Consider the following 23,869-nt stretch of genomic DNA (forward strand, 5'->3'; position numbering starts at 1 on the left):
CCTCAAACCGGCTTAACCGGCAAAATAACGTCGATAGGTGGCCGACTCATCCAGCGCTCGCTTTTGCTTTTGAGCGATGCAGCGGATGTGTCCCCCGTCCATTTTAACAAAGCCAAGGTCCAAAAAGACCTGAATCATTAATTTAAATTCTTTTTCTTGAATGGTTAGTTCGAGCAAAACCGCTGCCAAGTCTGTGACGATGGCCCGTTCTTGCTGTCCATAAAGATACTTGTATAGATTGGCAAAGTCGGCCTTGGAGCGGTTAAATCCGCTCGGACCAACGGTCTTTTCCGAAACAGGAAAGGATAAGTCCTCTAGCATCAGCTGCAAGCGGGTTCGGCCCGCAAAGGAATTTAAGCCAACGGTCCCGGCCATCTTGGCTTGCTTTTGACCGAGGGCCTCTTGAACCAGTTCCGGATCGTTAAAGACTAAGGCTTCAACCGCACCCTGGCCACCGTTAAAGGACAACTTCAAGTGCTTTTGTTCAGCACCGAGCGCCTTCGCCTCGGTTAAGGCAACCTCTGGCAGGCCAATCACTGGCTGCGCATTTCCTTCGCCAAAGGGTTCTAAGACTTTGACCTGCTCGTAAAAGTCCTTGGTTAGCATGCCCGGTTCCATCAATAGGTTAACCGAAAGCGGCGTCGCTTCAAAGGTCAGCTGGCCACCGGCCTGTCGAATCTTCTCTTTAACGCCTGCAAGCTTATCCTCTTCAATGGCTATTCCCAAGGCACCGGCGTGGCCACCAAAGGAGGCGTAGTCTTCTTCGAATTCCGCCATGAAGGCGTGCAGGTCAAAGTCGCCATAGGAGCGGCCAGAACCCTTGTAGAGATCATCGACCCGGGTCATGACCACAACGGGCTTGGCCACCAAGTCCGTCAAGCGGGCGGCCACAATGCCAAGAATTCCCTGGTGCCAGTCTTCACCAGTAATCAGGAGAACCGGTTGTTCAGCCTGGTTAGGTGCTAAGGCCTGGGCCATAGCCTCTTCAAAGACCTGGTCGGCCAGTTCACGGCGCTGATTATTCAGCTCTTCGATCTGCTTGGCTAAGGCCTTGGCCTCAGCTTCGTCCTTGGTCTTTAGTAAATCAAGGCCGAGACTGGCATCCCCCAAACGGCCAATGGCGTTTAACCGTGGGGCAATCTTGAAGCCAACGGTTTCGGACAAAACGGCCGCGTCCTTTGGCTGTTTTGCAGACTTAAGCAAGGCCTGCAAACCGGGCCGTGGGTTCTTTTCGATTTCCTTTAAGCCCCAGGTCACAAAGGCCCGGTTTTCGTCCGTTAAGGAAACAACGTCAGCAATCGCTCCCATGGCCACCAGGTCGAAGAACTCGGTGGGCAGGTCGGCCAGACTTTCGGCTGGCATGCCATCCTGCAAAACGGCCTGGGCGACTTTAAAAGCGACACCGGCACCGGACAAATCACCAAATGGATACTGACCTTCCGGGTGGCGGGGGTGAATCACGGCAACCGCATCGGGCAGCTCGTCTGGCAGGGCGTGATGGTCCGTAACCACAACATCGACCCCCTGCGTCTTTGCCCAGTCAATGGCTTCCTTACCGGAAACCCCGTTATCCACCGTGATAATCAGGCTGGCTCCGGTTTCGTCGATTAAACGGGCGTAGGTCGCCTGATTGGGCCCGTAACCATCCGTAAAACGGTTTGGCACGTATGGATGGACTTCAGCGCCCAAAGAAAGCAGCGCTTCGGTCATGATGGTCGTCGAGGTCAACCCATCGACATCATAATCACCATAGACCAGAATGCTCTCCCCGGAGAAAACGGCTTCTTGAATCCTTTCGACCGCCACATCCATCTGGTAAAAGTCGCTTGGATCATGTAGTTGGTCAAAGTCAGGATTTAAGAAGGCCTTGGCCAAAGGTACCGTGTCAATCCCCTTCTGAACTAAAAAGCCAGCCGTGACTGGGCCAAGGCCCAAGTCGTCTTGAAGACCCTGCCTTTTGGCCGCGTCTGGCTGTGCCATTACTTGCCACTTTCTAGTCATGCTGCTCCTTTTCAAATGGGACGTCGACAACGTCCATGTCACGGGCGACATAGGTGTTTGCAAAGAGCTTGTGGACGTCTGCAATAAACTTCTGTAAGAGTGGGCCAATGTAGCGGGCCGAAACGTGGGTTAGGACCAGCTTCTTGACGCCGGCCTGCTGAGCTAAGTTGGCCGCATCTCGGGAGGTAGAGTGCCCGTGTGCCCGGGCCATCTTCCCCTCATCCTTGGACATTCCGTAGGTTGCCTCGTGGACGAGCACATCGGCGCCCTTTGAAAGGGCCAGCTCGCTATCAGTAGGCATTGTATCAAAGATAATCGTGATGACACGACCAGGCTGTGCTGGCCCGAGGTAGTCCTTTCCATTGACTACCCGACCATCTTCTAGGGTCACGGTTTCTCCGGCCTTTAGGCGGCCGTAGACCGGTCCGGAAGGAATCTTGTCGGCCCGGACTTTGTCAATCAAAAGTTCGCCGGCGTGTGGCTTTTCTTCAACCCGGAAGCCCCAGGCCGTCATCCGATGACGGAGTGGTGCGGCGATAACCTTGAAGGTTTCGTCTTCAAAGATCACCCCTTCTTCGATTTCCACGTAGTGGATGGGATAGGACAGGTGGGTTTCAGAAACCCGTAGGGCAGTCGTGACAAAGCTTTTAACACCCTTTGGCCCATAGATGGTTAGGGGTTCGTTCTTATCGGCTCCCTGAAAGGAACGGGAAGACAAGAGGCCTGGTAGTCCAAAGATGTGATCGCCGTGCAAGTGGGAGATAAAAATCTTTTCAATCTTCCGGGGGCGAATCGTCGTCTTTAAGATTTGGTGCTGAGTGGCTTCGCCAACGTCAAAAAGCCAGACGGCGTTTCGTTCGTCTAAAAGACGAAGCGCGATGCTGGCTACGTTGCGAAATTTTGATGGCTGACCGGAGCCGGTCCCTAAGAATTCTAATTCCATCTGTCATCACCTCAAGAAGAGCAGAACTAATCCTCGTTCAACTCGGTTTTAATATCGTCTAAGAGATCCCGCTCTTCCTTTGAAAACTGCCGACCCTCTAAGAGGTCAGGGCGTCTTAAGTAGGTTTTCTTTAACGATTCTTTCAAACGCCATTCGGCGATTTTTTGGTGGTTACCCGAAGTCAAGACTTCTGGCACCTGCATTCCGCGAAAGTCGGCGGGACGCGTGTATTGTGGGTATTCCAGCAACCCATCCTGGAAGGAATCGCCAGATGCTGATTCAGCGTTTCCCAAGACGTCTGGAAGGAAGCGAACCGTGGCATCAATCATCACCATGGCACCCAATTCCCCACCGGTTAAGACGTAGTCGCCAAGGGAAATTTCCTCGTCGACCAAAGTCTTAATCCGCTCGTCATAGCCCTCGTAGTGGCCACAAATGAAGGTCAGATGGTCATAGGAAGCCAAACGTTCGGCATCCTTGTGATCAAAGGCTTTGCCGGCCGGGTCCAGTAAGACGACGTGGCCGGCTGAACCCTTGTCATCCCTTTCTTTAATGGCCTGAACGGCGTCAAAGATTGGTTGAGCCGTCAACAACATGCCGGCCCCCCCACCAAAGGGGTAGTCATCCACGTTGTTGTGCTTATTGGTTGTATAGTCGCGAAAGTCCGTAACGTTAAAGGACAAAGAACCGCGCTCAATGGCCTTTCCAATAATCGATTCCTGCATGGGCGCAAACATCTTTGGAAAAAGGGAGAGTACATCGATTTTCATTAATCTAACAACCCTTCTAAGACATCAATCACAATGGTCTTTCCTTCCACATTGACGTCTTTAACAACGTCTGCAATGACCGGAATCAAGGCATCGGCCCCCTTTGGCCGTTTGACAATCCAAACGTCGTTGGCCCCGGTTTCCATGATTTCTTTAACGGTTCCAACCACTTGGCCTTCTTCGTCTTGGACCGTGCAGCCAATGATGTCGGAATAGTAGTATTCCCCATCGTCTAAGTCTTCACGGTCGGCCTCTGAGACGTAGAGTTCTTGTCCCTTGTAGGCTTCCACCTCGTTAATGTTGGTCACCCCTGCAAAAGTCAGCAACCACATTCCCTTGTGAACACGGGCCTTCTCGATCTTTTCAGGCAGGTAAGCGCCGTCGACCAAGCGGTAGACGGTTGCCCCCTTGGCAAAGCGTTCGTCAGCAAAGTCCGTAATCGCCTTAACCTTCAGTTCACCGCGAATCCCGTGGGTGTTCACAATGGTTCCAATTTTAAAATAATTTACTGTTTCCATACCGTCTATTATAGCAAATAATTCACTTTGGCTCTGCTTTATTCGACGCTGGTTGCCCGCCAAAACCTTTCAAAAAAGAAAAAAACCACCCGAAGGTAGTTTTTAAAAGACGTTGATTAAACCAAGTCCAACAAGTCAGCCTTCTTAGCTGATGATGGGTACTTCGTTCCGGCTGCGTCCAAGTATGCCTTGATTTCAGCAACCGTGTTCTTAGTCGTTGGCTTTGAAGATGAAGCAGCGGCTTCCTTCTTTGCAGCTGGCTTTGCGGCCTTCTTTTCGGCTGGCTTCTTGCCTGCCTTAGTAGCTGCGAACTTTGTCATGATGCCGGCCTTTGACAACAAGTTACGAACCGTGTCAGAAGGTTGTGCACCGTTTTGCAACCAACCCATGATCTTTTCTTCGTCCAACTTAACTTCTGCTGGAACCGTGATTGGGTTGTAAGTTCCAACCGTTTCAATGAAACGGCCGTCACGAGGTGAACGTGAGTCTGCAATAACCACACGATAGAAAGGACGCTTCTTAGCACCCATGCGCTTCAAACGAATTTTAACTGCCATGAATAATTTCCTCCGAATTTCTTTACAAGATATAGTATGCCAGATATCAAAAAGCATGTCAAGTACTTTTACTTGACATGCTTTTAATTTTGATTTTACTTTAGCAAAAGTCGACCAAGAACTTACTTTTCAAAGCCATCGTCAACAGCTTCTGGGTAGTATTCACGAACAATTTTTGCTTCATAAGCTGCCAATTCTGGGAAGGCTGCATCAGCCCCCAAGTCCTCGTGGTAGCGACGGTCACGTGGTGACAAACCACCGCGGGCCTTCTCCACTTGAATTTGAATATCGTCGAAGCTTGGCACAGTGGCCGCAGCTTGACTTGCCTTCTTCAGATCGAGTTGTGAAACCATCAAGATCAAGCGCAAGTCCAAGCCGAGCGCTTCAATGGTTGCAAGCTGTTCGTCTGACAGGTACAAGACCATGGCGGCTTCGGCATTCTTTCCAATCAGATCAGCCGAACGGGCCGCTTCAATGGCCTTGTTAGCCGCTGAACGGATGGCAAAGATTGTCTGCCACTTTTCCTTGATGTCTTCCGCGTTTGGAATCACCATGGCTTCTGGCATGTCTTGCAAGTAGGCAAACTTCGTTGAATCGTCTGGCATGTAAGACCAGATTTCTTCAGCCGTGTGTGGCAAGACAGGCAAGATCAACTTGGTCAAAGCCTGCAACGTTTCGTAGAAGACCGTCTGCATGGAACGACGCAGCTTTGAATCCGGTGCTTCAACATAGACAACGTCCTTGGCGATGTCCAAGTAGAAGGCGGACAAGTCAACGTTGATGAAGTTAATCAACTTAGAGAAGACATCGTTGAAGCGGTAGTTGTCATAGGCGTCTTCAACACCCTTGATCAAGTCATTCAAGACAACCGTTGCATACTGGTCGTGTGCGGCACGATCAGCAAAGGCCACGGCATCCTTCTTGTAGTCAAAGTCGGACGTGTTGGCCAAGAGGAAGCGCATCGTGTTACGGATCTTCCGGTAGGAATCAGCCACCTGCTTCAAGATTTCTTGTGAAACCGGCATATCCTGCGAGGTATCAACAGAGATGGTCCACAAACGAAGAATTTCAACTCCGAGTTGGTCACCGACTTCTGCAGGAGAAATCGTGTTTCCAAGGGACTTGGACATCTTGTTTCCCTTACCATCCAAAGTGAAGCCTTGGGAGAGCAAGTTCTTGTATGGTGCCTGTCCGGTTACGGCAACGGAAGTGATCAAAGATGAGTTAAACCAACCACGATACTGGTCGGAACCTTCCAGGTAAAGGTCGGCCGGGAAGTCCAAGTTTGGCCGCTGACGTAAGACCCCGTTCCATGATGAACCGGAGTCAAACCAGACGTCCATGATGTCCTCTTCCTTCTTGAAGATTCCGTTTGGTGAGTGGACGTTCGTGTAACCTTCAGGCAAGAGGTCCTTGGCCTCCTTTTCAAACCAGATGTTTGAACCATGCTTTTCAACCAATTGGGCAACGTGTTCAATCACATCGGCATCCAAAATGGCTTCGCCGTCTTCGGCGTAGAAAATTGGCAATGGCACACCCCAAACACGCTGACGGGAGATGACCCAGTCACCACGCCCGGCAATCATGTTGTGCAGACGCTTCTGACCCCATGCTGGATAGAAGTTAACTTGGTCCAACTGGTCCAAGATGTCTTGACGGAAGTTGTCAATTGACGCAAACCACTGTGGCACGGCACGCCAGATGATTGGCTTTTTCGTCCGCCAGTCAAATGGGTAGGAGTGGGTAATGCTTTCCTTTGCCAAGAAAAGTCCCGCCTCTTGCAACTTCGTAATCACCGTTCCAGTGACGTCATCGTAGAAACGGCCTTCAAAGTCAGGTCCGGCTGACTTGGTCATCATTCCCTTTTCATCGACGGTAACGGCCACTTCCAAGCCATAAGGCTTTGAAACGTTGTAATCGTCTTCACCAAAACCAGGGGCCGTGTGGACCAAACCAGTTCCGGAATCAAGGGTCACGTGATCGCCAACCATGACCACTTCAGCGACGTCCTTGTCCCACGGGTGGTAAGCCGTGATGTTTTCCAGTTCAGCACCCTTGTGCTCTTCTAAGACTTCGTAGTCTTCCCAGCCAAACTTTGGTGCTACTGTTTCAAGCAAGTCCTTGGCCACCACGTACTTCTTGTCTTGACCAGCAGGCTTTACAACAACGTAGTCAAAGTCAGGCCCGACCGTCACACCACGCGAGGCCGTGACCGTAAATGGCGTCGTCGTCCAAACCACGAGGTAGGTATCGTTATCCAAGACGCCCTTGCCATCCTTGACTTGGTTGGCATAGAAGAGTGACGTTGACTTCAAGTCGTGGTATTCGATTTCGGCTTCGGCCAAGGCAGATTCGGATGACCATGACCAGTAAACCGGCTTCGCCCCCTTAAAGATGTAGCCCTTCTTGGCCATATCACCGAAGACACGCAGTTGAGCGGCTTCGAATTCCGGTTGCAAGGTAATGTAAGGGTGGTCCCAATCAGCCAAAACACCGAGGCGCTTGAAATCCTTCTTTTGCTTGGCCACTTGTTCCAAGGCAAAGTCCTTGGCCAAGTTTCGCCATTCTGCCTTCGGCATGGCCTTACGGTCATGACCGGCCTTAGTCAACTGTTGTTCGATTGGCAGCCCGTGCGTATCCCAGCCGGGCACGTATGGCGCGTAGAAGCCAGACATGTTCTTGTAGCGAACGATGATGTCCTTGGTGATCTTATTCAAGGCGTGGCCAAGGTGAATGTTTCCATTCGCGTATGGAGGGCCATCGTGCAAGTTAAAGTGTGGCTTTTGTTCGTTTTGCGCCAGGCGTTGGCCGTAAAGGTCTTCTTCAAACCAGACCTTTTCACGTTCCGGCTCCGTCTTTGGCAGTGAACCACGCATTGGGAATGCAGTTTTTCCTAAGTTCAGGGTGTCTTTGTACTTCATGGGCTTTCTCCTTTTAAACAATGATAATAAAAAAGTCCTGTTTACCCTCTCGGGCAAACAGGACGAACGAACGTGGTACCACCTATTCTTCCACTGGTCAAAACCAGTGCTTAGATGCAGCTTTAACGGGCTGCCCTTCGCCGTTGCCTACTTGGTTCAGCAGCGGGAAAACGTTAGTGATATTTCCTTCTTGAGGGATTGGCCATCTTTCACCGGACATGGCTCGCTTGCAATATCAAGAATGAAACGCGTCTCACGTTTACTTACTTATTTTTCTTCTGATTCAGGGAAAACAACGACCGTTGGGTCCGCTGGCTTTTCCGTATCCGCATCGACTTTACTAGCCGGTTCGGTAGTGGATGGAACAGCGGCATCCTTCTTTTCAATTGGTCCCTTAGCGAAGTCAGGAATTTCCTTCAAATCGGTTGGCAGTTCAACCGTTTCTTCAGAATCTTCACTAGCAATGTTATCCAAGGCCTTTTGTGAAATCATTGATTCAGGCAAGGCTTCGATTGCTTCAGCCAGCTTATCTTCTTGAAGGAGGGCCTTTTGGTCATCCAACAAGGAGAGGAAGGAGTTCTTAAAGGCAGCAACTCGTTCGCGCAAGCGGTTTTGCTCGTTAACCAAGTCCACGTTTTCTTGAGCCAAACGCTTTGATTCCTCTTCGGCCTTTGTGCGGGCGTTGTCGAGCATCTCCTTGGCTTCTTGCTGCGCCTTTTCCAACTGTGACTTCACTTCTTCTTCCGTTTCGGAACGCAAGCGTGAAGCAGCGGATTGAGCGAACATGATTGATTCGTTCACCTGGTTCTTTTGACCTTCCAACTCGTCAATGTGTTCTTGTTGCTGACGACTCTTCTTTTGCAAAGCTTCGTAATCAGCAATCAAGGCACGGTAATCGTTATTGACTTCGTCCAAGAAAGAATCCACTTCGCGAGCCACGTATGCACGTGAACCCTTCCGCGTAAATTCGTGGTTCAAAATTTCATCTGGTGTTAATGCCATCTTATTCGTCCTCTCTCCCTCATTCTATTCATCGTCGAATGATTTGAAAAACTGCCTTTATTTTATCCCTTTTACTGTGTCCTGCCAAGCTTTGCAGAGAAATTCGTCCCTGTTTGCGAACGGAAATCACATCTTTTAAGCGAATGCTTCTCGTCCCATCGGTTTCTTTCGACCAATTAACAGCGACCAAGCCACCTTCAACCATGTCTTTAACCTGGCTTCTTGAAAGGCCAAAGGCCGTAGCCACAGCGGCATCTAGACGAAGCGAAGGCAAGAGCAGAAAGACTTCCTCCCCCTCCTCTTCTTTGACGAGAGCCTCAGATTGCAAAACTTCCTGCCAATTGGCCGCGACCTTCCCAATCTGATCAATTTCTTGACGAATAAAGGGAATGTAACGTTTTTGCACGGCAACCTGCGCCTTGCCAGCCGCTTCATCGACTACCATGTCACCGAAGGTGGCCCGGTCAACGCCGGCCGCAAGGAAGGCTCCGAGCAAGTCCTTATGGCGCAGAGTAACGAATTTCTTGGCAAAGGAAAGCTCCAAAATTGCTAGGTCAAAGTCGCTGTCTTCAATCACCATAAATTCTGGTGCAAGGACGACCCGGGCCTTTTCCGATCGATCAAACCCGCCGTTTTCAGAGACTTTGATATCCGTTCGGTCACCGATTAAGATGGTCAGGATATGCCGTTCTCTAGGATTCAAAAAATCCGTCAAAACCAAACGATAATCGTTTGCAGCTGTTTCAATCCAGTCGAGCGCTTGGGCAATAAAGGGCCCTTCCTCTTCTGCAAAGTGCTGAGCAACTGCTTGATTGGCCGCCATCTTAGAAAACCAGGGCCAAAAGCATTGGCAGCAAGTAGTCTTCAATCCCCTGCAAAACCAAAAGGGCAATCAGGGGCCTTAAATCCAAAAAGCCAAGTGGCTTGATAAAAGAAAAGAGCCCAAGATAGGGTTCAATTATCTTGCCTAGCTCCCGGCCAAACCAAGTGTGGTAAAGGCCTGGCAACCAGGACATTAGAATGTAAATCACCAGCGCAAAGGAATAAAGTTGAATCGCATAGCGCAAAATGACGAAAACCATCATGAGTAACATATTAGTACCGTGATTGGTTATCCAAGTTTTCACTCATTGAACCGGCCACTTCGTAAGTAGCTGGTGTCAGCAAGAAAATCTTCTCACCAATTCGTTCCATTGAACCGTCAACAGCGTAAACCGCACCACCAATGTAGTCCAGAATGCGGCGGGCAGGTTCTTCTTCCAATTGGGAGAAGTTCACGATAACGGCGTCGCCTTCAATAACTTGTGAGGCGATGGCCCGTGAGTCCGCGTAAACCTTGGGTTCAAAAAGTGCAATGCGAGCGTCAGCTGCAGTAGCTGGTGCTTGCTTCAACGTGTTCTTTGGCTGCTTTTTTACAGCGGCCATGGACTTCTTAGGCTTTTCAGCCTGAGCAGCCGGCGCTTCTTCTTGCACTTCTTCATATTCGTCTTCATAGTAATCATCATCACCAGAAAACAGCGTTTTAATTTTATCAAAAGCCATGGCTTACTCCTTCTTAGCGTTTCTTAAAGAAAGGTGGCTGATCGTCATCTTCTGACGAAAGGTCAAGATCAATGTTTTGGTTGATTGGTTCAACGGGGTCAAAAGCCTGCTTTTGAACACCATCGAACTGCTTTTCATCCTGCTTGGGTGCTTGCTTAGTCGTAATGTCCCAATCCGCAAAGGGATCGTTCTTGGCATCAACGCCTTCGGCACCATCAGATGCCGAACGGGAGAAGAGACCAGCCTGCCCATTGGCAGTTTCATTAGCAGCCGCCTGTGGTGTTGACTTTTCAACCGTTGGTTGTGCTGGCTTAGCAGCAGGACGCTTCTTACCGTCCTGCAAGCCAGTGGCAATCACCGTCACACGAATGGCGTCGTTCATGTCCATGTCAACGGAAGTTCCGAAGACCACGTTCACGTCGCGACCAGCTTCTTGGTTAATCACATCGGCAGCAGATTGTGCTTCAAAGACGGAGAGGTCTGCACCACCCGTCACGTTCAAGAGCACTTCGGAAGCCCCCGTCATGTCCACTTCAAGCAGTGGTGATGAGATGGCTGAACGGGTAGCGTCAACCGCACGGGATTCACCAGTGGCCGTTCCAACACCCATCAGGGCAGGTCCGGCATCTTCCATGACCGTCTTCACGTCGGCAAAGTCCAAGTTAATGAAGCCAGGGTTGGTAATCAATTCAGAAATACCACGAACACCCTGAGCCACCACGTCATCAACAACCTTAAAGGCTTCGATGATTGGCAACTTCAAGTCGATTTGGTCCTTCAAGCGTTCGTTGGTAATCACAACCAATGAATCAACTTGTTCGGACAAAGCTTGCAAGCCTTCGGCAGCGTACTTTGAACGCTTAGGGCCTTCCCAGGCAAAGGGACGGGTCACAACGGCCACCGTCAAGGCACCCATGTCCTTGGCAATCTTTGCCACAACAGGTGCGGCTCCGTTACCGGTTCCGCCACCCATTCCGGCGGTAATGATGACCATGTCGGCGCCCTTCAAGGCCGCTTCAATGGCTTCTTGTGATTCTTCGGCCGCCTTGGCTCCCCGTTCGGGGTTTGAGCCGGCACCGAGTCCGCCGGTCAACTTCGGACCGATTTGAATCTTTTCCTTTGCAGAAGACTTGTCCAAAGCCTGGACGTCCGTGTTGGCCACGATGAAGTCCACACCTTGGATATCATCTTCAATCATGTGGTTAATGGCGTTTGATCCACCACCACCAACACCGATGACCTTAATTACCGCGCCGGTTGATGCCTGCGTTTCGTCGATTGTAAAGTCCATGAAAATACTCCTTTGGAATGGTTAGTCTTCGTCGTTTGTTTCTGCAAATAATGAGGTCAAAGAAGTCTTCATCCTCTTGAAGAGACCGTCTTTTGCTTCCTCTTCATCCGTGTAAAAGTCGTCATCGTCCTCTTGTGCCTGAATGACCCGGTCATTCTTATCGGGTTGATGATAGGGCTCGGCAACGGGTGCCTGGTAACTTTGCTTGCCCATCAGGACCGCCTTAATCAACTTTTGCAAGTCGGATTGGAAGGCTTCGAAGGAAGCAAAGGCCAGGGCCCGTGCAAAGGATGGGTGGCGCAAACCAATTTGGTTTGGCCGGGCCACCTGCACGTTTTCACCGAAGTGTTCCTGGGCCTTTGCAAGAAGCCCTGGTGTTGCGGCGGAACCACCGGTGATGATGTAGCCACCTGGCAAGTCGTCAGCGCCGACGCTGTCGAGCTGTTGGCCTAGGCGATCAAAGATTTGATCGAAACGGGCTTCCATAATCTCAGACAGGTAGCGTTCGTCGACCGGCTTCTTTTCGGAAAGGCCAACGGCGTCCACGTAAAAGATTTGTTCGGCCGATGCCTGCTTTGGATCGGCTGATCCGTACTTGACTTTGACCGCTTCAGCTTCGTCAGTTGAAATACTCAAGACCGTTGAAATGTCCTTTGTGACCGACTGGCCACCTTCGTAGTCAACCGTCATGTACTTGACCTTGTGATCGTGAATGACCGAAGCCGTCGACTGACCACCAGCCAAGTCAATCAAGATGGCGCCAAAGTTCTGCTCAGCATCCGATAGGAAGGATGGGGCCAGAGCCATTGGTGCCAGGTCCATGGCTGCAATTGACAAGCCGGCCTTCTTGACCGCCGTCTTAATGCCATCGACCACCTTGTTTGGTGCCAAATAAACCAGTCCTTGCACCTCTAAGCGAACCCCAATCATGTCGGTTGGGTCCTTAATACCGTCAAAGCCGTCCACAATGAATTGGGAAGGCAGGAATTCGACCGGTGTTTCTTCAGCCAATGACAGGGAGTTCAAGGCCTGGGTGGTGACGTTAACAACGTCTTGGCCCGTGATTTGCTTATTTTGATTTTCAATGGAGACCAGGCCAGAAACCCTCTGAATGCTGACTTGGTTGGCGGGCAAGCCCACCACGACTTCTTCAATGGCCACGTTGGCCTTGGCAGAAGCCTGGGAAATCGCCTGCTTGATTGCGTCGGCCGTCTTGTTGATGTCAACAATCACCCCACGCTTCAAACCGGCTCCAGCGGCTGACCCCGTAGCAATGACGTTGAATCGACCACCGTTATTTTGAGCGACAACCACTTTTACCATGGTTGTGCCGATATCTAATCCAACTATCACGCCATCTTGGGTCATGCACGTATCCCCTTTAATTAAAAATTTTTAAACTAAACCTAAAGATAATCTTAACATATTGAAGGCCGGTCCGGTAGGCTTTCAAATGAATTTATTGACGAATTTTGTCTATGAACCATAGCTGTATGAGTAGGAGCCAATTTGCAAATCAATGACCCCGTTTTGGTTCATCGATTGGGCAATGCCAGAATAGTAGCGCATCTTTTCAGCCATCGTCTTTTGACTCGCATAAACGGTGTTGCCATCATTCATGACTAAGATCAATTTGCTGTCGTTATTGCTGTCCGGAGCAAAGCGGATTTCACCGATATCATCACGGATGACTTTGTCCAGGGATGAAACAGCTCGAGCCACCGCCTTGATGCGAGCCTGCGATTTAAAGCCTTGATAGACCGGGCCACGGCCATCCGGTGTCTTCACCCGCTGGCGGTTCCCGTTTGAATCCAATTGGTACCAACGACCGTTTTCTTGCACAAAGCCCGCGTTGATTTTTTCGGCCACCGTCACCGTTAAATGGCTACCGGACAACTGTAACTTCGCCTGTGAAACTTTACTATTACGCTGCTTTAACTTGTTGGCTAAGAAACCTTCTTGAAGGACCACCTGGTAACGGTAGGCCCCTTCACCAATGCCAAGCTCTCGTTCGATTGTTTCGGTTGGAATGTTCCCTGAATCAACCGTGACTTTGGTGATTTTTTGCCAGGGCTGCCAGAAGGCCAATAAAAGCAAGAGAACAGCAAAAAAGACCAGGGCCCACCAGGCACTGGTTTTGACTTGCTCTTTTGTCAATCTTGGCATTTCTTCTTGCACGACAAAATTTCCCTTACTTCAACACACTCTTAATCAATGAATAGAATCGGTCACCGGCATCGGTGATGCCGACTTTTTTCGACTGACCCTGCATGGCCTTGGCCTGCGCATCGTTTTGCAAGAGCGCATCGGCCGCCTTCACCAAGCTTTCACCGTTTAGATCTGGTTCCTTAATCGACAAAGCCGCACCGGCATCAACCAGGGACTTGGCGTTCTTGCTTTGGTGATCACCCGTGACAAATGGTGAGGGAACGAGAATGGCTGGGAGGCCAAGGGCTGTTAATTCAGCAATCGACGTGGCTCCAGCACGGGACACCAGAACCGTTGCCTTCTGCATAACGGCCGGCATGTTCTCAATGTAGGGCAGGACTTTGACATGGTCGGACAAAGTCTTTCCTTGCTCCTTCAAGAGGCGCATGAAGTTATCAATCCGCTTGGGACCGGCAACTAAGACAACCTGATAGTCGCGGTCGTTAAAGGCGGGAATGGCTTCCAAAGTCGCCAAGTTAATGGCCGGGGCACCCTGGGAACCGCCGAAAATCAACAGGGTCTTCTTGTCATCGGATAAGCCGTAGCTAGTCCATGAAAAGTCCGACTGCATCTTGGCCACTTCCTGGGCCCGGGGGTTTCCGATGAGTTCCGTCTTACCTTCTGGGAAGAAGGCGGCAGCGTCTGGAAAGGCAATGCCAATCTTTGTCGCCCCCTTCGCCAGGAACTTGTTGGTGATACCAGCAACTGAGTTTTGCTCGTGAATGACCGTTGGAATGTGCAGCTCTTGGGCCGCCTTTAAAACGGCACCGGATACGTAACCGCCGGTTCCAACAACAACGTCTGGTTGAAAGTCCTTGATGATCTTCTTGGCCTCTTTCACCGCCTTCAAAAAGAGCCAGACCGTCTTAAAATTATCCATTGAAAGCGAGCGCTTAAAGCCCTGCACTTCCAACTGCTTGAAGGGCATCCCCGTCTTTGGCACAATGTTCTTTTCAACACCGCGGAAGGACCCCACGTATAGAAAGTCCGTTTCCGGTTCCTTTTCCTTGATAATGTCTGCCAGTGCTAAGGCTGGGTAGATGTGGCCGCCTGTGCCGCCACCAGAGAGCATGACTTTCATGGCTTAATCCTTCTTTCCTAGGGCTTTTTTCAATGCGGCAACAAACTTGTCGCCACGAATTTCAAAGTTTGGGTACTGATCCCAAGAGGCCGCGGCCGGTGACAGCAAAACAACGTCACCAGGCTTGGCCATCTTGACGGCCAATGGGGCTGCCTCTTCCACGTTTTCAACCACTTCAACCGGAAGATTGGCTTTTTCGGCCATGGCCACCACCTTGTCCTTTGTCTGGCCAAAGGCAATCACCTGATAAACGTTTTTTAAGTCCGGCACTAGGCGATTCAAGTCATCGCCTCGGTCCAAGCCGCCGGCCAAGAGAATCGTTGGCTGCTTGAAGGCGGACAAGGCTGCCTGCGTGGCTTCAATGTCGGTGGCCTTGGAATCGTTGTAGTAAATCACACCGTTTTCTTTAAAGAGGTATTCCAAGCGGTGCTTAACCCCTGCAAAAGTCGTCAAGACAGCCTTCATGGCTTCTTGACTGCAGCCGGCAACCGTCGCTGCCGCCGTTGCGGCCAGGGCGTTTTCCAAGTTTGGCCGACCGACCAACTTCACGTCAGAAAAAGGCATCAGCTTTTGGCCGTCTAGGACCAAGTCACCCTGACTTTCATGAGCAAAGGCCTGCTGATCATCGGGGTTAAAGGTCAAAACCTTGGCCTTTGATAGGGCCTTGATGGCGGGCGTGTCCTTCCCCGTTCCGTTTAGAATCAGGGTTTGGTCCGGCCGTTGGTGAATGGCCACTCGTTCCTTAGCCGCCAGGTAGTTATCCCGGTTGTGGTGGAAGTCCAAGTGGTTGGCAAAGATGTTGGTAATCACGGCAATGTCAGGCTGAATCTCTGGGATTCCCACCAATTGGAAAGTCGACAGCTCGAGCACCAGGGTGTCCTCCTTGCCCAAGTCAGAAACAACCGCACAAACCGGTGTTCCGATGTTTCCAGCAATGACGACTTTGCCCTGTTTGGCATCGTGCTGCAACATGGCCCCTAAGAGGGAAGTCGTGGTGGTCTTACCGTTCGAACCAGTCACGACAATTAAGCGGCCGGTAAAGGTTGACAGAGCCACGGCCACTTCGGTCAAGACAGGCAGGCCAAGTGACTCGGCCTTTTCAACGATTGGGTGATTGTAAAAAATCCCCGGGTTTTTGACCAAGAAGTCCGTATCAGCTGCTAGCGCTTCGGCCTGATCGTTTTCAACAAAGTGAACACCGGCTTTTTTCAAGTCCGTCACATCTTGGTCGTCCTTGATGGCGTCACGATTGGCCACCGTGACTTTAGCGCCCAGTTCAACCAGTCGCTTGGCCGCCGCCCGGCCTGACTTGGCCCAACCAAGAACCAATACCTTTTTACCGTTAAAATCTAAGGCTGTCATAGTACTTCCTCTTCTATCCATTATGTACGGTGGTTAACCCACCATGAAAAACTTTTTTTAAAAAATCCAGAGCGCCAAGGCCGCTGAAAGCAAACCGAAGAGCCAGAAGGCCGCATCGATTTGCCATTCCGTCCAACCAAACTTTTCAAAGGAGTGGTGGATGGGTGCCATTGGGAAGACGCGGACTTTGAAGAAGTGATAAGAAATCGTCTGAATGATTACAGACAGGGTTTCAATCACGAAAATCAAGCCAATCAACAAGAGGGAAATCACCGCGTGCAGTTGAATAGATTCAACGGCTAGCCCGGCCCCGATGGCCAAGGAACCCGTGTCCCCCATAAAGATTTTAGCCTTGGGCTTGTTGAAGAGTAAGAAGCCCACCAGGGCCCCCATCAGCACAACATTGAATGAAACCATGGCCCAGTTTTCGGCACGAATGGCCATGAGCGTATAAGCCCCGTAAGCAATCAAGGCTAAGCCTGTTAACAAGCCATCCAGGCCGTCAGTCAAATTGGTTGCGTTTGACCAACCCACCAACCAGAACCAGAGGAAGATGATGTAGAAGAAGCCTAGGTGAACGATGCCAAAGTAAGGCAGGTTCAATCCGGCCGGTACCCGCATGGCCCAGAGCAAGAGCATGACTAAGAGGGCTGAAAGCGTTTGTGCCAAAAGCTTAGGCTTAAAGGCAAAGCCGTCATCGGCGTGGTGCACTAGCTTCAACACGTCGTCGACCGCACCAATGAGACCGTAGGAACCAAAGCCGACGGCTAGGGCTAAAATCGTGGTGAGCGAGTGACCGTTTTGATAGGTGCTTGGCAGGCAAAAGACGATCAGCAGTGTTACCAAACCAAAGACGGCCCCACCCAAAGAGGGCGTTCCGGCCTTGGCCTGATGATCTGGTCCAAGCACGCGGATAACCGCCTGTTCCTTGCTTTGTTTCAACTTTTTAATCACAGTGGGCATGACGACGGCCGTCAAAGCCATTCCCAATAGAAATTCTAATACCAGCATTCCCTAATCCTTCTCTTTAAATGTCAATTCGATCGATTGTTGGTTCTTAATCACCGTTCCAGCCTTCACCGACTGTTTCTCGGCATAACCAGAACCCGACAACTTTATTTTAACACCCGCTAGGTATCCCCAGGACAAAACTTCGTTTTGGCTCCAGCCGCTAAAGTCCGGCACCGTCGTGCTCCCCTTTGCAGACAGCAAGACCAGCTGGCCCTTTACAGCGGATTGGCCACCCTTAATTGATTGGGCGGTGACTTTTCCCTTGGAACCAACGGTGGCGACTTTCATGCCGGCATCCGTCAACGTCTTGCTTGCAGCTTCAATTTCTTGTCCGCGAACGTCTGGCACTTGAATCGTCTTGGTTGCTGACTTCACCGTGCTATCTCCGTCGTTTAAGGCCTGCAGCATAACCGGCCGGAAGACGTTGTTTAACGTAATCTGAATGTTGGCATCCGGGAAGACTTGTGGCTGGCGAACCACGATATACATGATGTAACGTGGGTTATCGCCTGGCACGAGGGCCATCACCGAGTGAATGGCGTTGGTTAGGCCATCCAAATACTTCCCGTTTTCAGCAATCTGGGCCGTTCCGGTTTTAGCAGCAACCTGATAACCAGCATCGGAAAGCGAGTACTGCTTGGCCGTACCATCGTCGGCGTTGACAACGCCCTCCATGTTTTTCAGGACTTCCTTGGCCGTTGATGCTGAAACCGGTGTGCCGACTTTGGTCGTCTTGCCGGTCGACGTCGTTTTACCGGTCAAGGGATCGGTCGTCTTTTGCACCAAGTAGGGCTTAACCATCGTTCCCTTATTGGCAAAGGCCGAATAGGCCTGCAACATTTGGGCCGGGGTCGTTCGAATGGCCTGACCATAGGAAGTGTTGGCCTGATCGATTGGCTGTTCAAAGGAAATCGAGCCAGCCTGCTCGTTTGGCAATTCCATGCCGGTCTTCTTTAGGAAGTGGAAGCGGTCGATGTAGGACTTCCAAGTCTTTGCCCCAAGCGACTGCTCGATTTTGGCAAAACCAACGTTTGACGAACGCTCGTAGGCCTGACGATAAGTCAATGTTCCCGCATTGTTACCGAAGGCATCGGTAACCTTCTGCCCGTTAATGTCCAACGTTCCCGATTGGTAGGTGCTGTCCGGCTGCCACTTTTTCTCTTGAATGGCGGCTGCCAACGTAATGGTTTTCATGGTTGAACCCGGCTCGAAGGCTCCCTGGTTCAGCATGTTTTCCCAAGCATCGGACAAACCGTCTTGAGTGTTTGGATCAAAGTTTGGCCGTTGCGTAGCCGCCACGATTTTACCGGTTTTGGCCTCCATGACAAAGGCCGCGGCCGACTTGGCTTTGGTGCCCGAATAAAGGACGTCCATTCGGTTTTCCAAAGTCGCCTGGAGCTTTTCATCGATGGTTAAGGTAACGTTGTCCCCGTTTTTGACTTGATTCTTCTTGTCCTGCTGAACGTCTGCCCCGAGCGAAGTCGTCAAGCCATCCTTACCACGAAGGGTGGTGTTCTTGAAAGCTTCAATGCCCAAAACACCGTTCAAAGTCTTTTGGCCGACTTTGTTCGTGACCGAATTTGTCAAGCCAATGATGTGGGAGGCCATCCGGTTGTTGGGGTAATACCGGGCCGGCTGAGCCGTAAACTTAATTCCCGTTAGCTTGAGCTTCTTAATTTGGTTGTATTGGTCAACGGACAAGTTCTTTGCCTTGGTACCCAATTCAACCTGCAGCTTATTGGACGAGAGCTGCTCGTACAAGTCGTTTTCATCCGCACCCAAAATCGGTGCCAGAGCGGCCGCCGTGCTCTTGGGATCGGTCACGTAATCCGGCTTGCCATTGACTTTTTGCTTCTTGTCCAAAACAGCGTACATATCGTAAACCGTTGAATTATCAGCCAAAACGGAGCCGTTTGACGAGAGGATCTGCCCTCGAGTGGCTGGCACCGTCGACTTTTGCATAAAAGTCAGCCGCGTTGCGGCTGACAAATCGTGGTTATTAACGGATTTAAATCCGGCAATTTGAAAAAGACGACCACCCATAACCACGATGATAATGAGGGCAAAGAGCCCGAGCAGGCCCCCGAAGAGCCTTGCATTACCAGTGATTTTCTTACCGAGTTGTCGTCTTTTACTTTGTTTCATAGTTTATTGATTGACGTTGCGAACGTTTGTCGTGCTTTGTTCCATGTTAGCCGATTTCGCAACCTTCTCCAAGTTATCCTTGTTGGTCTTCGTCTGAATATCGCCCCGGTAGGAGTCGTTTTCTTCCTTGACCTTGTCGATCTTTTCGCTAACTGCTTGGTTCTTCGCATCGACCCGTTGCATGGACACCGTTGTCCAGACGGTCGCTAACATCACGAAGAGAACCGTCACCGCCATGACGATGACGAGCGAACGCTCTTGCTTCGTCCAAACGGCTGGTTGATAGCGCTTTTTAACTTTAACCTTTTTTCGGGCTGGTTGGGCCGGCAGTGCTCTGGCTGCGTTTTCATAACGGTACGCGTTTTGTGCCATCTGGTTCTCTCCTTCATTAATCGTAATCAATCAAATGCGTGAACAGCACCTTGATTAATCCTTTGTTGCATCCTTTACCCGTTCAATGCCACGCAATTGCGCCGACGCCGAACGATGGTTTTCTTCTTGTTCTGCCTCACTTGGCTTAATGGCCTTGCGTGTCAGCAACTTGTAGTCGGGTGCCATTTCATCTGGCATGACTGGCAAGCCGCGGGGCAGGTCCGGCGCCTTTGTCTTTTCCTTAAACATCTGCTTAATCAGACGGTCCTCTTGGGACTGAAAGGAAATGGCTGAAATTCGACCGCCGACAGCAAGTAGATCAAGTGCCTGTTCAAGCGAATCTTCCAGAGCGCCTAGTTCGTCATTAACGGCCACGCGTAATGCCTGAAAGGAACGCTTAGCCGGGTGTCCACCATGCCGGCGCGCCGGTGCCGGAATCGCTTCCTTAATCACTTCAACCAATTCAAAAGTTGTTTCAATCGGCTGTACTTCCCGCCGCTGTTCAATCTTTCGGGCAATCGCCTTGCCAAAACGGTCTTCGCCATAACGGGTCAACACCCGGACCAAGTCGTTAAAGGACCAGTCGTTAACGATCGTTTTGGCCGTTAGTTCCTGCCGTTGGTCCATCCGCATATCAAGGGCCGCATCATGGTTATAAGAAAAGCCCCGGTCGCCCTGGTCAAATTGAACGGAGGAAACACCAAGGTCGTACAAGACCCCGTCAACCCGTTCAACTCCTTCTGCTTCAAGCGAGCGTTTCAAGGTCCGAAAATTATCAAAAATCAAGACGAGCTTTCCCGCCGCAATTTCATCCCTGTACTGTTCCTTGTTAAAGGCAATCGCCGCCTCATCCTGGTCAAAGGAATAAAGCCGACCCGTGGTCAACTTGGACAAAATGACACCGGTGTGGCCACCGCCCCCTAAGGTCGCGTCGACGTAAATGCCGTCTTCTTTTACCGCTAGTAAATCAACCGCTTCTTTTTGGAGAACGGTCACGTGTTCAAATGTCATAGTCGTTCTCCCTTCCACAGTTTCTTCAAGCAATCAAGACGTCTTTTCGACTAAAAGTCAAAGTCGACCAAGCCCTCAGCAATTTCATCGAAGTTCTCAGCAGTTTCTTCCGTGTAAGCCTGCCAGTTTTCAGCTGACCAGATTTCAAAGGAATCCCCGACACCGGTTACGACAACTTCTTTTGCTAGTTCTGCGTGTTCTTTCAAGTTCGGCGCAATAATGACACGGCCTTGCTTATCAAACTCGGCCTGCATGGAGCCAGCCATCACAAAACGCTTAAAAGCCCGGGCGTCCTTCTTCCCGATTGGTAAGTTATTTAATTGCTCTTCGAGCTTATTCCAAACGTCCAAAGGCATGGCCCGCAAGGAATGTTCCATCCACTTTGCAATGACGAAAGTCTCACCGAGTTGGTTTCGAAACTTCGCCGGAATCGTGAGCCGTCCCTTGGGATCTAAATTGTGTGACGATTCTCCCATGAACATGATGGCCCACTCCTCCTTTCTGTGGATTACTTAAATACAATTTACCACATTCCCCCACTTTTCACCACTTTTCTTTAAGATTCTTTTAAACTAGGGTATAAAAAAGAGCCAAACCCTTGTTATCACAAGGATTTGGCTCAGTGGGGGAAATTCCCTAAATTTTATAAAACGTGAATGAATAAGGCGGCCAGAATGGTGATCAGGACCAAAACCATGGCAAAAAGACTCGAAATACGCCAGAAAAGATGGGTAAAATGCAAAATGTCTAAGCCGTTTTGACCCATTCGAACAAAGGCGACGACAGCCGCAACCAATAGTGCCAGTGCAAAACAGACCAGTATATCCGACCGGTAAAAGGCCGCCCCTTCAATCAGGTAAAAGGCGTACCAATTCGGAATACCGGCCAAATCCATAAAGGAAAGACCAGGTAGCATGCGGTACAAAAACCGCCAAATCATAACAAAAAGTAAAACGGCAAGCCACAGGCCAGCCCAAAAATACCAAACCATCTTATTCACCTCTCACTAACTGTATCAAGGTCTTTGCAAAATTTCAATTTTAAAGCCGGCTATGGTAAGATATCCCTAGTACATTCAGGAGAACACGGGATATGTTGAAGAAAAAGCAAAAGCAGGTTGAAGAACAACGGCCAGTTGCCCAAACGGTCGACCAAGCCTTGGAAGACGAGGTCAACCGTCAACTAAGCAAGCGGCCAATGCCAACCGTTGAAAAGAAAAAGAAGACCCGTTACCAAAAATGGACCCTTTTCATGTCCCTCTTCATGGTAATCGTCATGGCTGGCTCCGTTATTTACGCCGCCATTTCGGCCCTTCGTTAAGCAATTGAAAGCAGCGGGTAATTCCGCTGCTTTTTCTTTGGATAAAGGAGCAAAATCCCCATGTTATCCACAAAAAAAGACGGACATCTGTCCGTCTTTTTTCTTTATTCAACTGAAAGTAAGAATGGGTAGAGGTCTTGGCCACCATTGTGCACTTCGACTTCTAGGTCTTCATCAATTTCTTCAATTGCTTCTTCCAAGGCCTTTTCTTCCTTGGCTTTGGCATCCTTACCCGCAATGATCGTGACGATTTCAGAATCGTCATCGCACATTTCTTGCAGGAGGGACTTGGCCGTTTCAACCAAGCGCTTGCCAACAACGACGATCTCGCCGTCCTTCATTCCGAGCCAGTCACCCTTCTTAATGTCGTGACCCTTCAAAGTCGTTTCACGAACTGCCTGGGTAACCGCGCCTGAAACAACCGTTGCCAACTGTTCCGTCATTGACGCTTCGTTGTCTTCCAACGAGGCATCTGGGTTATAGCCGAGCATGGCCGTTAAGCCTTGCTGGATGGAACGGGACTTCACAACCGCTACCGGTACATCGGCCAAATCCTTGGCCTGTTCTGCAGCCAAGAAAATGTTTGAGTTGTTCGGCAAAATCACGGCCTTCTTCGCACCGGATTCCTGAATGGCATCGACGAAGTCCTTCGTTGAAGGATTCATTGTTTGGCCACCGGTAATCACCTTGTAGACACCAAGGGAATCAAAGAGCTTTGCAACCCCTTCACCAGAAGCAACAGCGAATACCGCCATTTCAGGTGCTTGAACTTGCTTCTTTTCCTGGTTGGCTGCCTTATCCTCGGCTTCTTGCTTGTCGATAACGGCCTGTTGCTGGTCGCGCATGTTGTCGATTTTGACCTTACGCAAGGAACCAAATTCCGTTCCCCAGTGAATAATCGAACCGGGATCTTCCGTGTGGACGTGAACCTTTACGACATCGTCATCGTTAATAACCAAGAGTGAATCACCCTTGTCGGCGATGTAGTTGTAGAACTTGTCATAGTCAAAGGGCTGGTCGTAAGTCGTACCAACACCCAAGTCAACCATGATTTCGGTACAGTAACCAAATTGAATGTCTTCTGGGTTCAAGGATTCATCAGCCTGAGCACCAGCGTGGAGCTTGGAAACCATCTGGTCCAATTCCGCGTTATCCGGTGCCTTCAAGTTATTTTCGTCAAAGGTTCCCAAGACAACTTCTGAAAAGCCAGACAAGACCATGACCAAGCCCTGGCCGCCGGAATCAACAACGCCGACTTCTTTCAAAACTGGCAAGAGGTCGGGCGTGGAGTCCAAAGCCTTTTGGGCAGCAGCCATCGTCTTTTCCATCAAGCTTGGCAAGTCATCACCTGCCGAAGCTGAACGGTCGGCTTCGGCAGCCGCCTCACGGATAACCGTCAGGATCGTTCCTTCGGTTGGCTTCATCACGGACTTGTAGGCCACTTTGGCAGCTTCCATCAAGGCGTCGGCCATGTCGCGGGCGGACAAGTCATTCTTGTCGGCCATCGAATTAGCCATTCCACGGAAAATCTGGGACAAAATCACACCAGAGTTTCCACGGGCACCCATCAGAAGTCCCTTAGCCGTTGCCTTTGCAAGCAAGCCAACCGTTTGGTCCTGTGATTCACGTTCGTATTCAGCACCGGAAGCCATGGACAAGGCCATGTTCGTTCCAGTATCCCCGTCAGGGACAGGGAAAACGTTTAATTTATTAATGTTTTCCGCGTTAGCAGACAACTTGGCTGCGGCCGCGTTCACCATCTTCCCATAGACAAGGGGCGTAATGGTGGTAATTTTTTCTGCAGTCATTTTACT

At 50.4% G+C, this 23,869-nt stretch carries 23 protein-coding genes; 1 reads left to right on the top strand and 22 read right to left on the bottom strand.

The features are described 5' to 3' along the window. Positions 1–12: 12 nt before the first annotated feature. The 21 genes from recJ to G6R28_RS03090 all read right to left on the bottom strand — a co-directional run bounded on the left by recJ (position 13) and on the right by G6R28_RS03090 (position 21,675). On the bottom strand, positions 13–2,001 hold the full coding sequence (recJ, locus tag G6R28_RS02990) for a single-stranded-DNA-specific exonuclease RecJ (RefSeq protein WP_213792741.1): 1,989 nt from the start codon (positions 1,999–2,001) through the stop codon (positions 13–15). Next, positions 1,994–2,944: a ribonuclease Z gene (rnz, locus tag G6R28_RS02995; protein WP_213792742.1), complete on the bottom strand. Its 951-nt coding sequence runs from the start codon at positions 2,942–2,944 to the stop codon at positions 1,994–1,996. The genes recJ and rnz overlap by 8 nt, the downstream gene beginning before the upstream one ends. A 26-nt stretch (positions 2,945–2,970) precedes the next feature. Next, a complete protein-coding gene (trmD, locus tag G6R28_RS03000) occupies positions 2,971–3,714 on the bottom strand; it encodes a tRNA (guanosine(37)-N1)-methyltransferase TrmD (RefSeq protein WP_213792743.1) in 744 nt (247 codons plus the stop codon). After that, complete coding sequence (rimM, locus tag G6R28_RS03005) at positions 3,714–4,232, bottom strand: ribosome maturation factor RimM (RefSeq protein WP_213792744.1); 519 nt, start codon at positions 4,230–4,232, stop codon at positions 3,714–3,716. The genes trmD and rimM overlap by 1 nt, the downstream gene beginning before the upstream one ends. A 116-nt stretch (positions 4,233–4,348) precedes the next feature. Further along, positions 4,349–4,789 carry a 30S ribosomal protein S16 gene (gene rpsP, locus G6R28_RS03010; RefSeq protein ID WP_213792745.1) on the bottom strand — a complete coding sequence of 147 codons (441 nt, stop codon included), beginning with the start codon at positions 4,787–4,789 and terminating at the stop codon, positions 4,349–4,351. A 122-nt stretch (positions 4,790–4,911) separates the two neighbouring features. Beyond that, positions 4,912–7,710 carry an isoleucine--tRNA ligase gene (ileS, locus tag G6R28_RS03015; RefSeq protein ID WP_213792746.1) on the bottom strand — a complete coding sequence of 933 codons (2,799 nt, stop codon included), beginning with the start codon at positions 7,708–7,710 and terminating at the stop codon, positions 4,912–4,914. Between the two features lie 267 nt (positions 7,711–7,977). Beyond that, entirely contained in the window at positions 7,978–8,712 is a 735-nt protein-coding gene (locus G6R28_RS03020) for a DivIVA domain-containing protein (protein ID WP_213792747.1), read from the bottom strand. Positions 8,713–8,740: 28 nt separating this feature from the next. After that, positions 8,741–9,535: a YlmH family RNA-binding protein gene (locus tag G6R28_RS03025; protein ID WP_213792748.1), complete on the bottom strand. Its 795-nt coding sequence runs from the start codon at positions 9,533–9,535 to the stop codon at positions 8,741–8,743. 1 nt (position 9,536) lies between these two features. After that, positions 9,537–9,797, bottom strand: coding sequence for a YggT family protein (locus G6R28_RS03030; RefSeq protein ID WP_238479260.1), 261 nt, complete (start codon positions 9,795–9,797; stop codon positions 9,537–9,539). Positions 9,798–9,807: 10 nt separating this feature from the next. Then, positions 9,808–10,254, bottom strand: a complete 447-nt coding sequence (locus tag G6R28_RS03035; protein ID WP_213792749.1) for a cell division protein SepF — start codon at positions 10,252–10,254, stop codon at positions 9,808–9,810. Between the two features lie 13 nt (positions 10,255–10,267). Further along, positions 10,268–11,545, bottom strand: a complete 1,278-nt coding sequence (gene ftsZ / locus G6R28_RS03040) for a cell division protein FtsZ (RefSeq protein WP_213792750.1) — start codon at positions 11,543–11,545, stop codon at positions 10,268–10,270. A gap of 21 nt (positions 11,546–11,566) precedes the next feature. Beyond that, positions 11,567–12,913 (bottom strand): cell division protein FtsA, encoded by a 1,347-nt coding sequence (gene ftsA / locus G6R28_RS03045; protein WP_213792751.1) that lies wholly within the window; start codon positions 12,911–12,913, stop codon positions 11,567–11,569. 108 nt (positions 12,914–13,021) lie between these two features. Then, positions 13,022–13,723 (bottom strand): cell division protein FtsQ/DivIB, encoded by a 702-nt coding sequence (locus tag G6R28_RS03050; protein ID WP_213792752.1) that lies wholly within the window; start codon positions 13,721–13,723, stop codon positions 13,022–13,024. Between the two features lie 13 nt (positions 13,724–13,736). After that, the gene (murG, locus tag G6R28_RS03055) at positions 13,737–14,834 is read right to left on the bottom strand and encodes an undecaprenyldiphospho-muramoylpentapeptide beta-N-acetylglucosaminyltransferase (protein ID WP_213792753.1); all 1,098 of its coding nucleotides are present in this window, start codon (positions 14,832–14,834) and stop codon (positions 13,737–13,739) included. Between the two features lie 3 nt (positions 14,835–14,837). Then, entirely contained in the window at positions 14,838–16,196 is a 1,359-nt protein-coding gene (gene murD / locus G6R28_RS03060; protein WP_213792754.1) for a UDP-N-acetylmuramoyl-L-alanine--D-glutamate ligase, read from the bottom strand. A 57-nt stretch (positions 16,197–16,253) separates the two neighbouring features. Further along, the gene (gene mraY / locus G6R28_RS03065) at positions 16,254–17,207 is read right to left on the bottom strand and encodes a phospho-N-acetylmuramoyl-pentapeptide-transferase (protein ID WP_213792755.1); all 954 of its coding nucleotides are present in this window, start codon (positions 17,205–17,207) and stop codon (positions 16,254–16,256) included. A gap of 3 nt (positions 17,208–17,210) precedes the next feature. Then, a complete protein-coding gene (locus tag G6R28_RS03070) occupies positions 17,211–19,352 on the bottom strand; it encodes a penicillin-binding protein (RefSeq protein ID WP_213792756.1) in 2,142 nt (713 codons plus the stop codon). A 3-nt stretch (positions 19,353–19,355) separates the two neighbouring features. Then, a complete protein-coding gene (locus tag G6R28_RS03075) occupies positions 19,356–19,724 on the bottom strand; it encodes a cell division protein FtsL (RefSeq protein ID WP_213792757.1) in 369 nt (122 codons plus the stop codon). Positions 19,725–19,778: 54 nt separating this feature from the next. Further along, on the bottom strand, positions 19,779–20,735 hold the full coding sequence (gene rsmH / locus G6R28_RS03080; RefSeq protein ID WP_213792758.1) for a 16S rRNA (cytosine(1402)-N(4))-methyltransferase RsmH: 957 nt from the start codon (positions 20,733–20,735) through the stop codon (positions 19,779–19,781). Positions 20,736–20,785: 50 nt separating this feature from the next. Beyond that, positions 20,786–21,217, bottom strand: a complete 432-nt coding sequence (mraZ, locus tag G6R28_RS03085; RefSeq protein WP_213792759.1) for a division/cell wall cluster transcriptional repressor MraZ — start codon at positions 21,215–21,217, stop codon at positions 20,786–20,788. A gap of 161 nt (positions 21,218–21,378) precedes the next feature. Next, positions 21,379–21,675 carry a hypothetical protein gene (locus G6R28_RS03090; protein WP_213792760.1) on the bottom strand — a complete coding sequence of 99 codons (297 nt, stop codon included), beginning with the start codon at positions 21,673–21,675 and terminating at the stop codon, positions 21,379–21,381. Between the two features lie 152 nt (positions 21,676–21,827). Between G6R28_RS03090 and G6R28_RS03095 the strand changes: the two genes are divergently transcribed. Further along, on the top strand, positions 21,828–22,055 hold the full coding sequence (locus tag G6R28_RS03095; protein WP_213792761.1) for a DUF4044 domain-containing protein: 228 nt from the start codon (positions 21,828–21,830) through the stop codon (positions 22,053–22,055). A 104-nt stretch (positions 22,056–22,159) separates the two neighbouring features. Here the strand turns inward: G6R28_RS03095 and G6R28_RS03100 are convergent, their stop codons facing one another. Then, positions 22,160–23,863 carry a DAK2 domain-containing protein gene (locus G6R28_RS03100; RefSeq protein WP_213792762.1) on the bottom strand — a complete coding sequence of 568 codons (1,704 nt, stop codon included), beginning with the start codon at positions 23,861–23,863 and terminating at the stop codon, positions 22,160–22,162. Positions 23,864–23,869 lie beyond the last annotated feature (6 nt).

Origin of the sequence: Fructobacillus papyrifericola (assembly GCF_018437235.1) — a bacterium.
Taxonomy (GTDB): domain Bacteria; phylum Bacillota; class Bacilli; order Lactobacillales; family Lactobacillaceae; genus Fructobacillus; species Fructobacillus papyrifericola.

Coding starts and splice junctions, on each gene's coding strand:
- recJ (WP_213792741.1), bottom strand. CDS start 2,001: ATGACTAGAAAGTGGCAAGTAATGGCACAGCCAGACGCGGCCAAAAGG.
- rnz (WP_213792742.1), bottom strand. CDS start 2,944: ATGGAATTAGAATTCTTAGGGACCGGCTCCGGTCAGCCATCAAAATTT.
- trmD (WP_213792743.1), bottom strand. CDS start 3,714: ATGAAAATCGATGTACTCTCCCTTTTTCCAAAGATGTTTGCGCCCATG.
- rimM (WP_213792744.1), bottom strand. CDS start 4,232: ATGGAAACAGTAAATTATTTTAAAATTGGAACCATTGTGAACACCCAC.
- rpsP (WP_213792745.1), bottom strand. CDS start 4,789: ATGGCAGTTAAAATTCGTTTGAAGCGCATGGGTGCTAAGAAGCGTCCT.
- ileS (WP_213792746.1), bottom strand. CDS start 7,710: ATGAAGTACAAAGACACCCTGAACTTAGGAAAAACTGCATTCCCAATG.
- G6R28_RS03020 (WP_213792747.1), bottom strand. CDS start 8,712: ATGGCATTAACACCAGATGAAATTTTGAACCACGAATTTACGCGGAAG.
- G6R28_RS03025 (WP_213792748.1), bottom strand. CDS start 9,535: ATGGCGGCCAATCAAGCAGTTGCTCAGCACTTTGCAGAAGAGGAAGGG.
- G6R28_RS03030 (WP_238479260.1), bottom strand. CDS start 9,797: ATGATGGTTTTCGTCATTTTGCGCTATGCGATTCAACTTTATTCCTTT.
- G6R28_RS03035 (WP_213792749.1), bottom strand. CDS start 10,254: ATGGCTTTTGATAAAATTAAAACGCTGTTTTCTGGTGATGATGATTAC.
- ftsZ (WP_213792750.1), bottom strand. CDS start 11,545: ATGGACTTTACAATCGACGAAACGCAGGCATCAACCGGCGCGGTAATT.
- ftsA (WP_213792751.1), bottom strand. CDS start 12,913: ATGACCCAAGATGGCGTGATAGTTGGATTAGATATCGGCACAACCATG.
- murG (WP_213792753.1), bottom strand. CDS start 14,834: ATGAAAGTCATGCTCTCTGGTGGCGGCACAGGCGGCCACATCTACCCA.
- murD (WP_213792754.1), bottom strand. CDS start 16,196: ATGACAGCCTTAGATTTTAACGGTAAAAAGGTATTGGTTCTTGGTTGG.
- mraY (WP_213792755.1), bottom strand. CDS start 17,207: ATGCTGGTATTAGAATTTCTATTGGGAATGGCTTTGACGGCCGTCGTC.
- G6R28_RS03070 (WP_213792756.1), bottom strand. CDS start 19,352: ATGAAACAAAGTAAAAGACGACAACTCGGTAAGAAAATCACTGGTAAT.
- G6R28_RS03075 (WP_213792757.1), bottom strand. CDS start 19,724: ATGGCACAAAACGCGTACCGTTATGAAAACGCAGCCAGAGCACTGCCG.
- rsmH (WP_213792758.1), bottom strand. CDS start 20,735: ATGACATTTGAACACGTGACCGTTCTCCAAAAAGAAGCGGTTGATTTA.
- mraZ (WP_213792759.1), bottom strand. CDS start 21,217: ATGTTCATGGGAGAATCGTCACACAATTTAGATCCCAAGGGACGGCTC.
- G6R28_RS03090 (WP_213792760.1), bottom strand. CDS start 21,675: ATGATTTGGCGGTTTTTGTACCGCATGCTACCTGGTCTTTCCTTTATG.
- G6R28_RS03095 (WP_213792761.1), top strand. CDS start 21,828: ATGTTGAAGAAAAAGCAAAAGCAGGTTGAAGAACAACGGCCAGTTGCC.
- G6R28_RS03100 (WP_213792762.1), bottom strand. CDS start 23,863: ATGACTGCAGAAAAAATTACCACCATTACGCCCCTTGTCTATGGGAAG.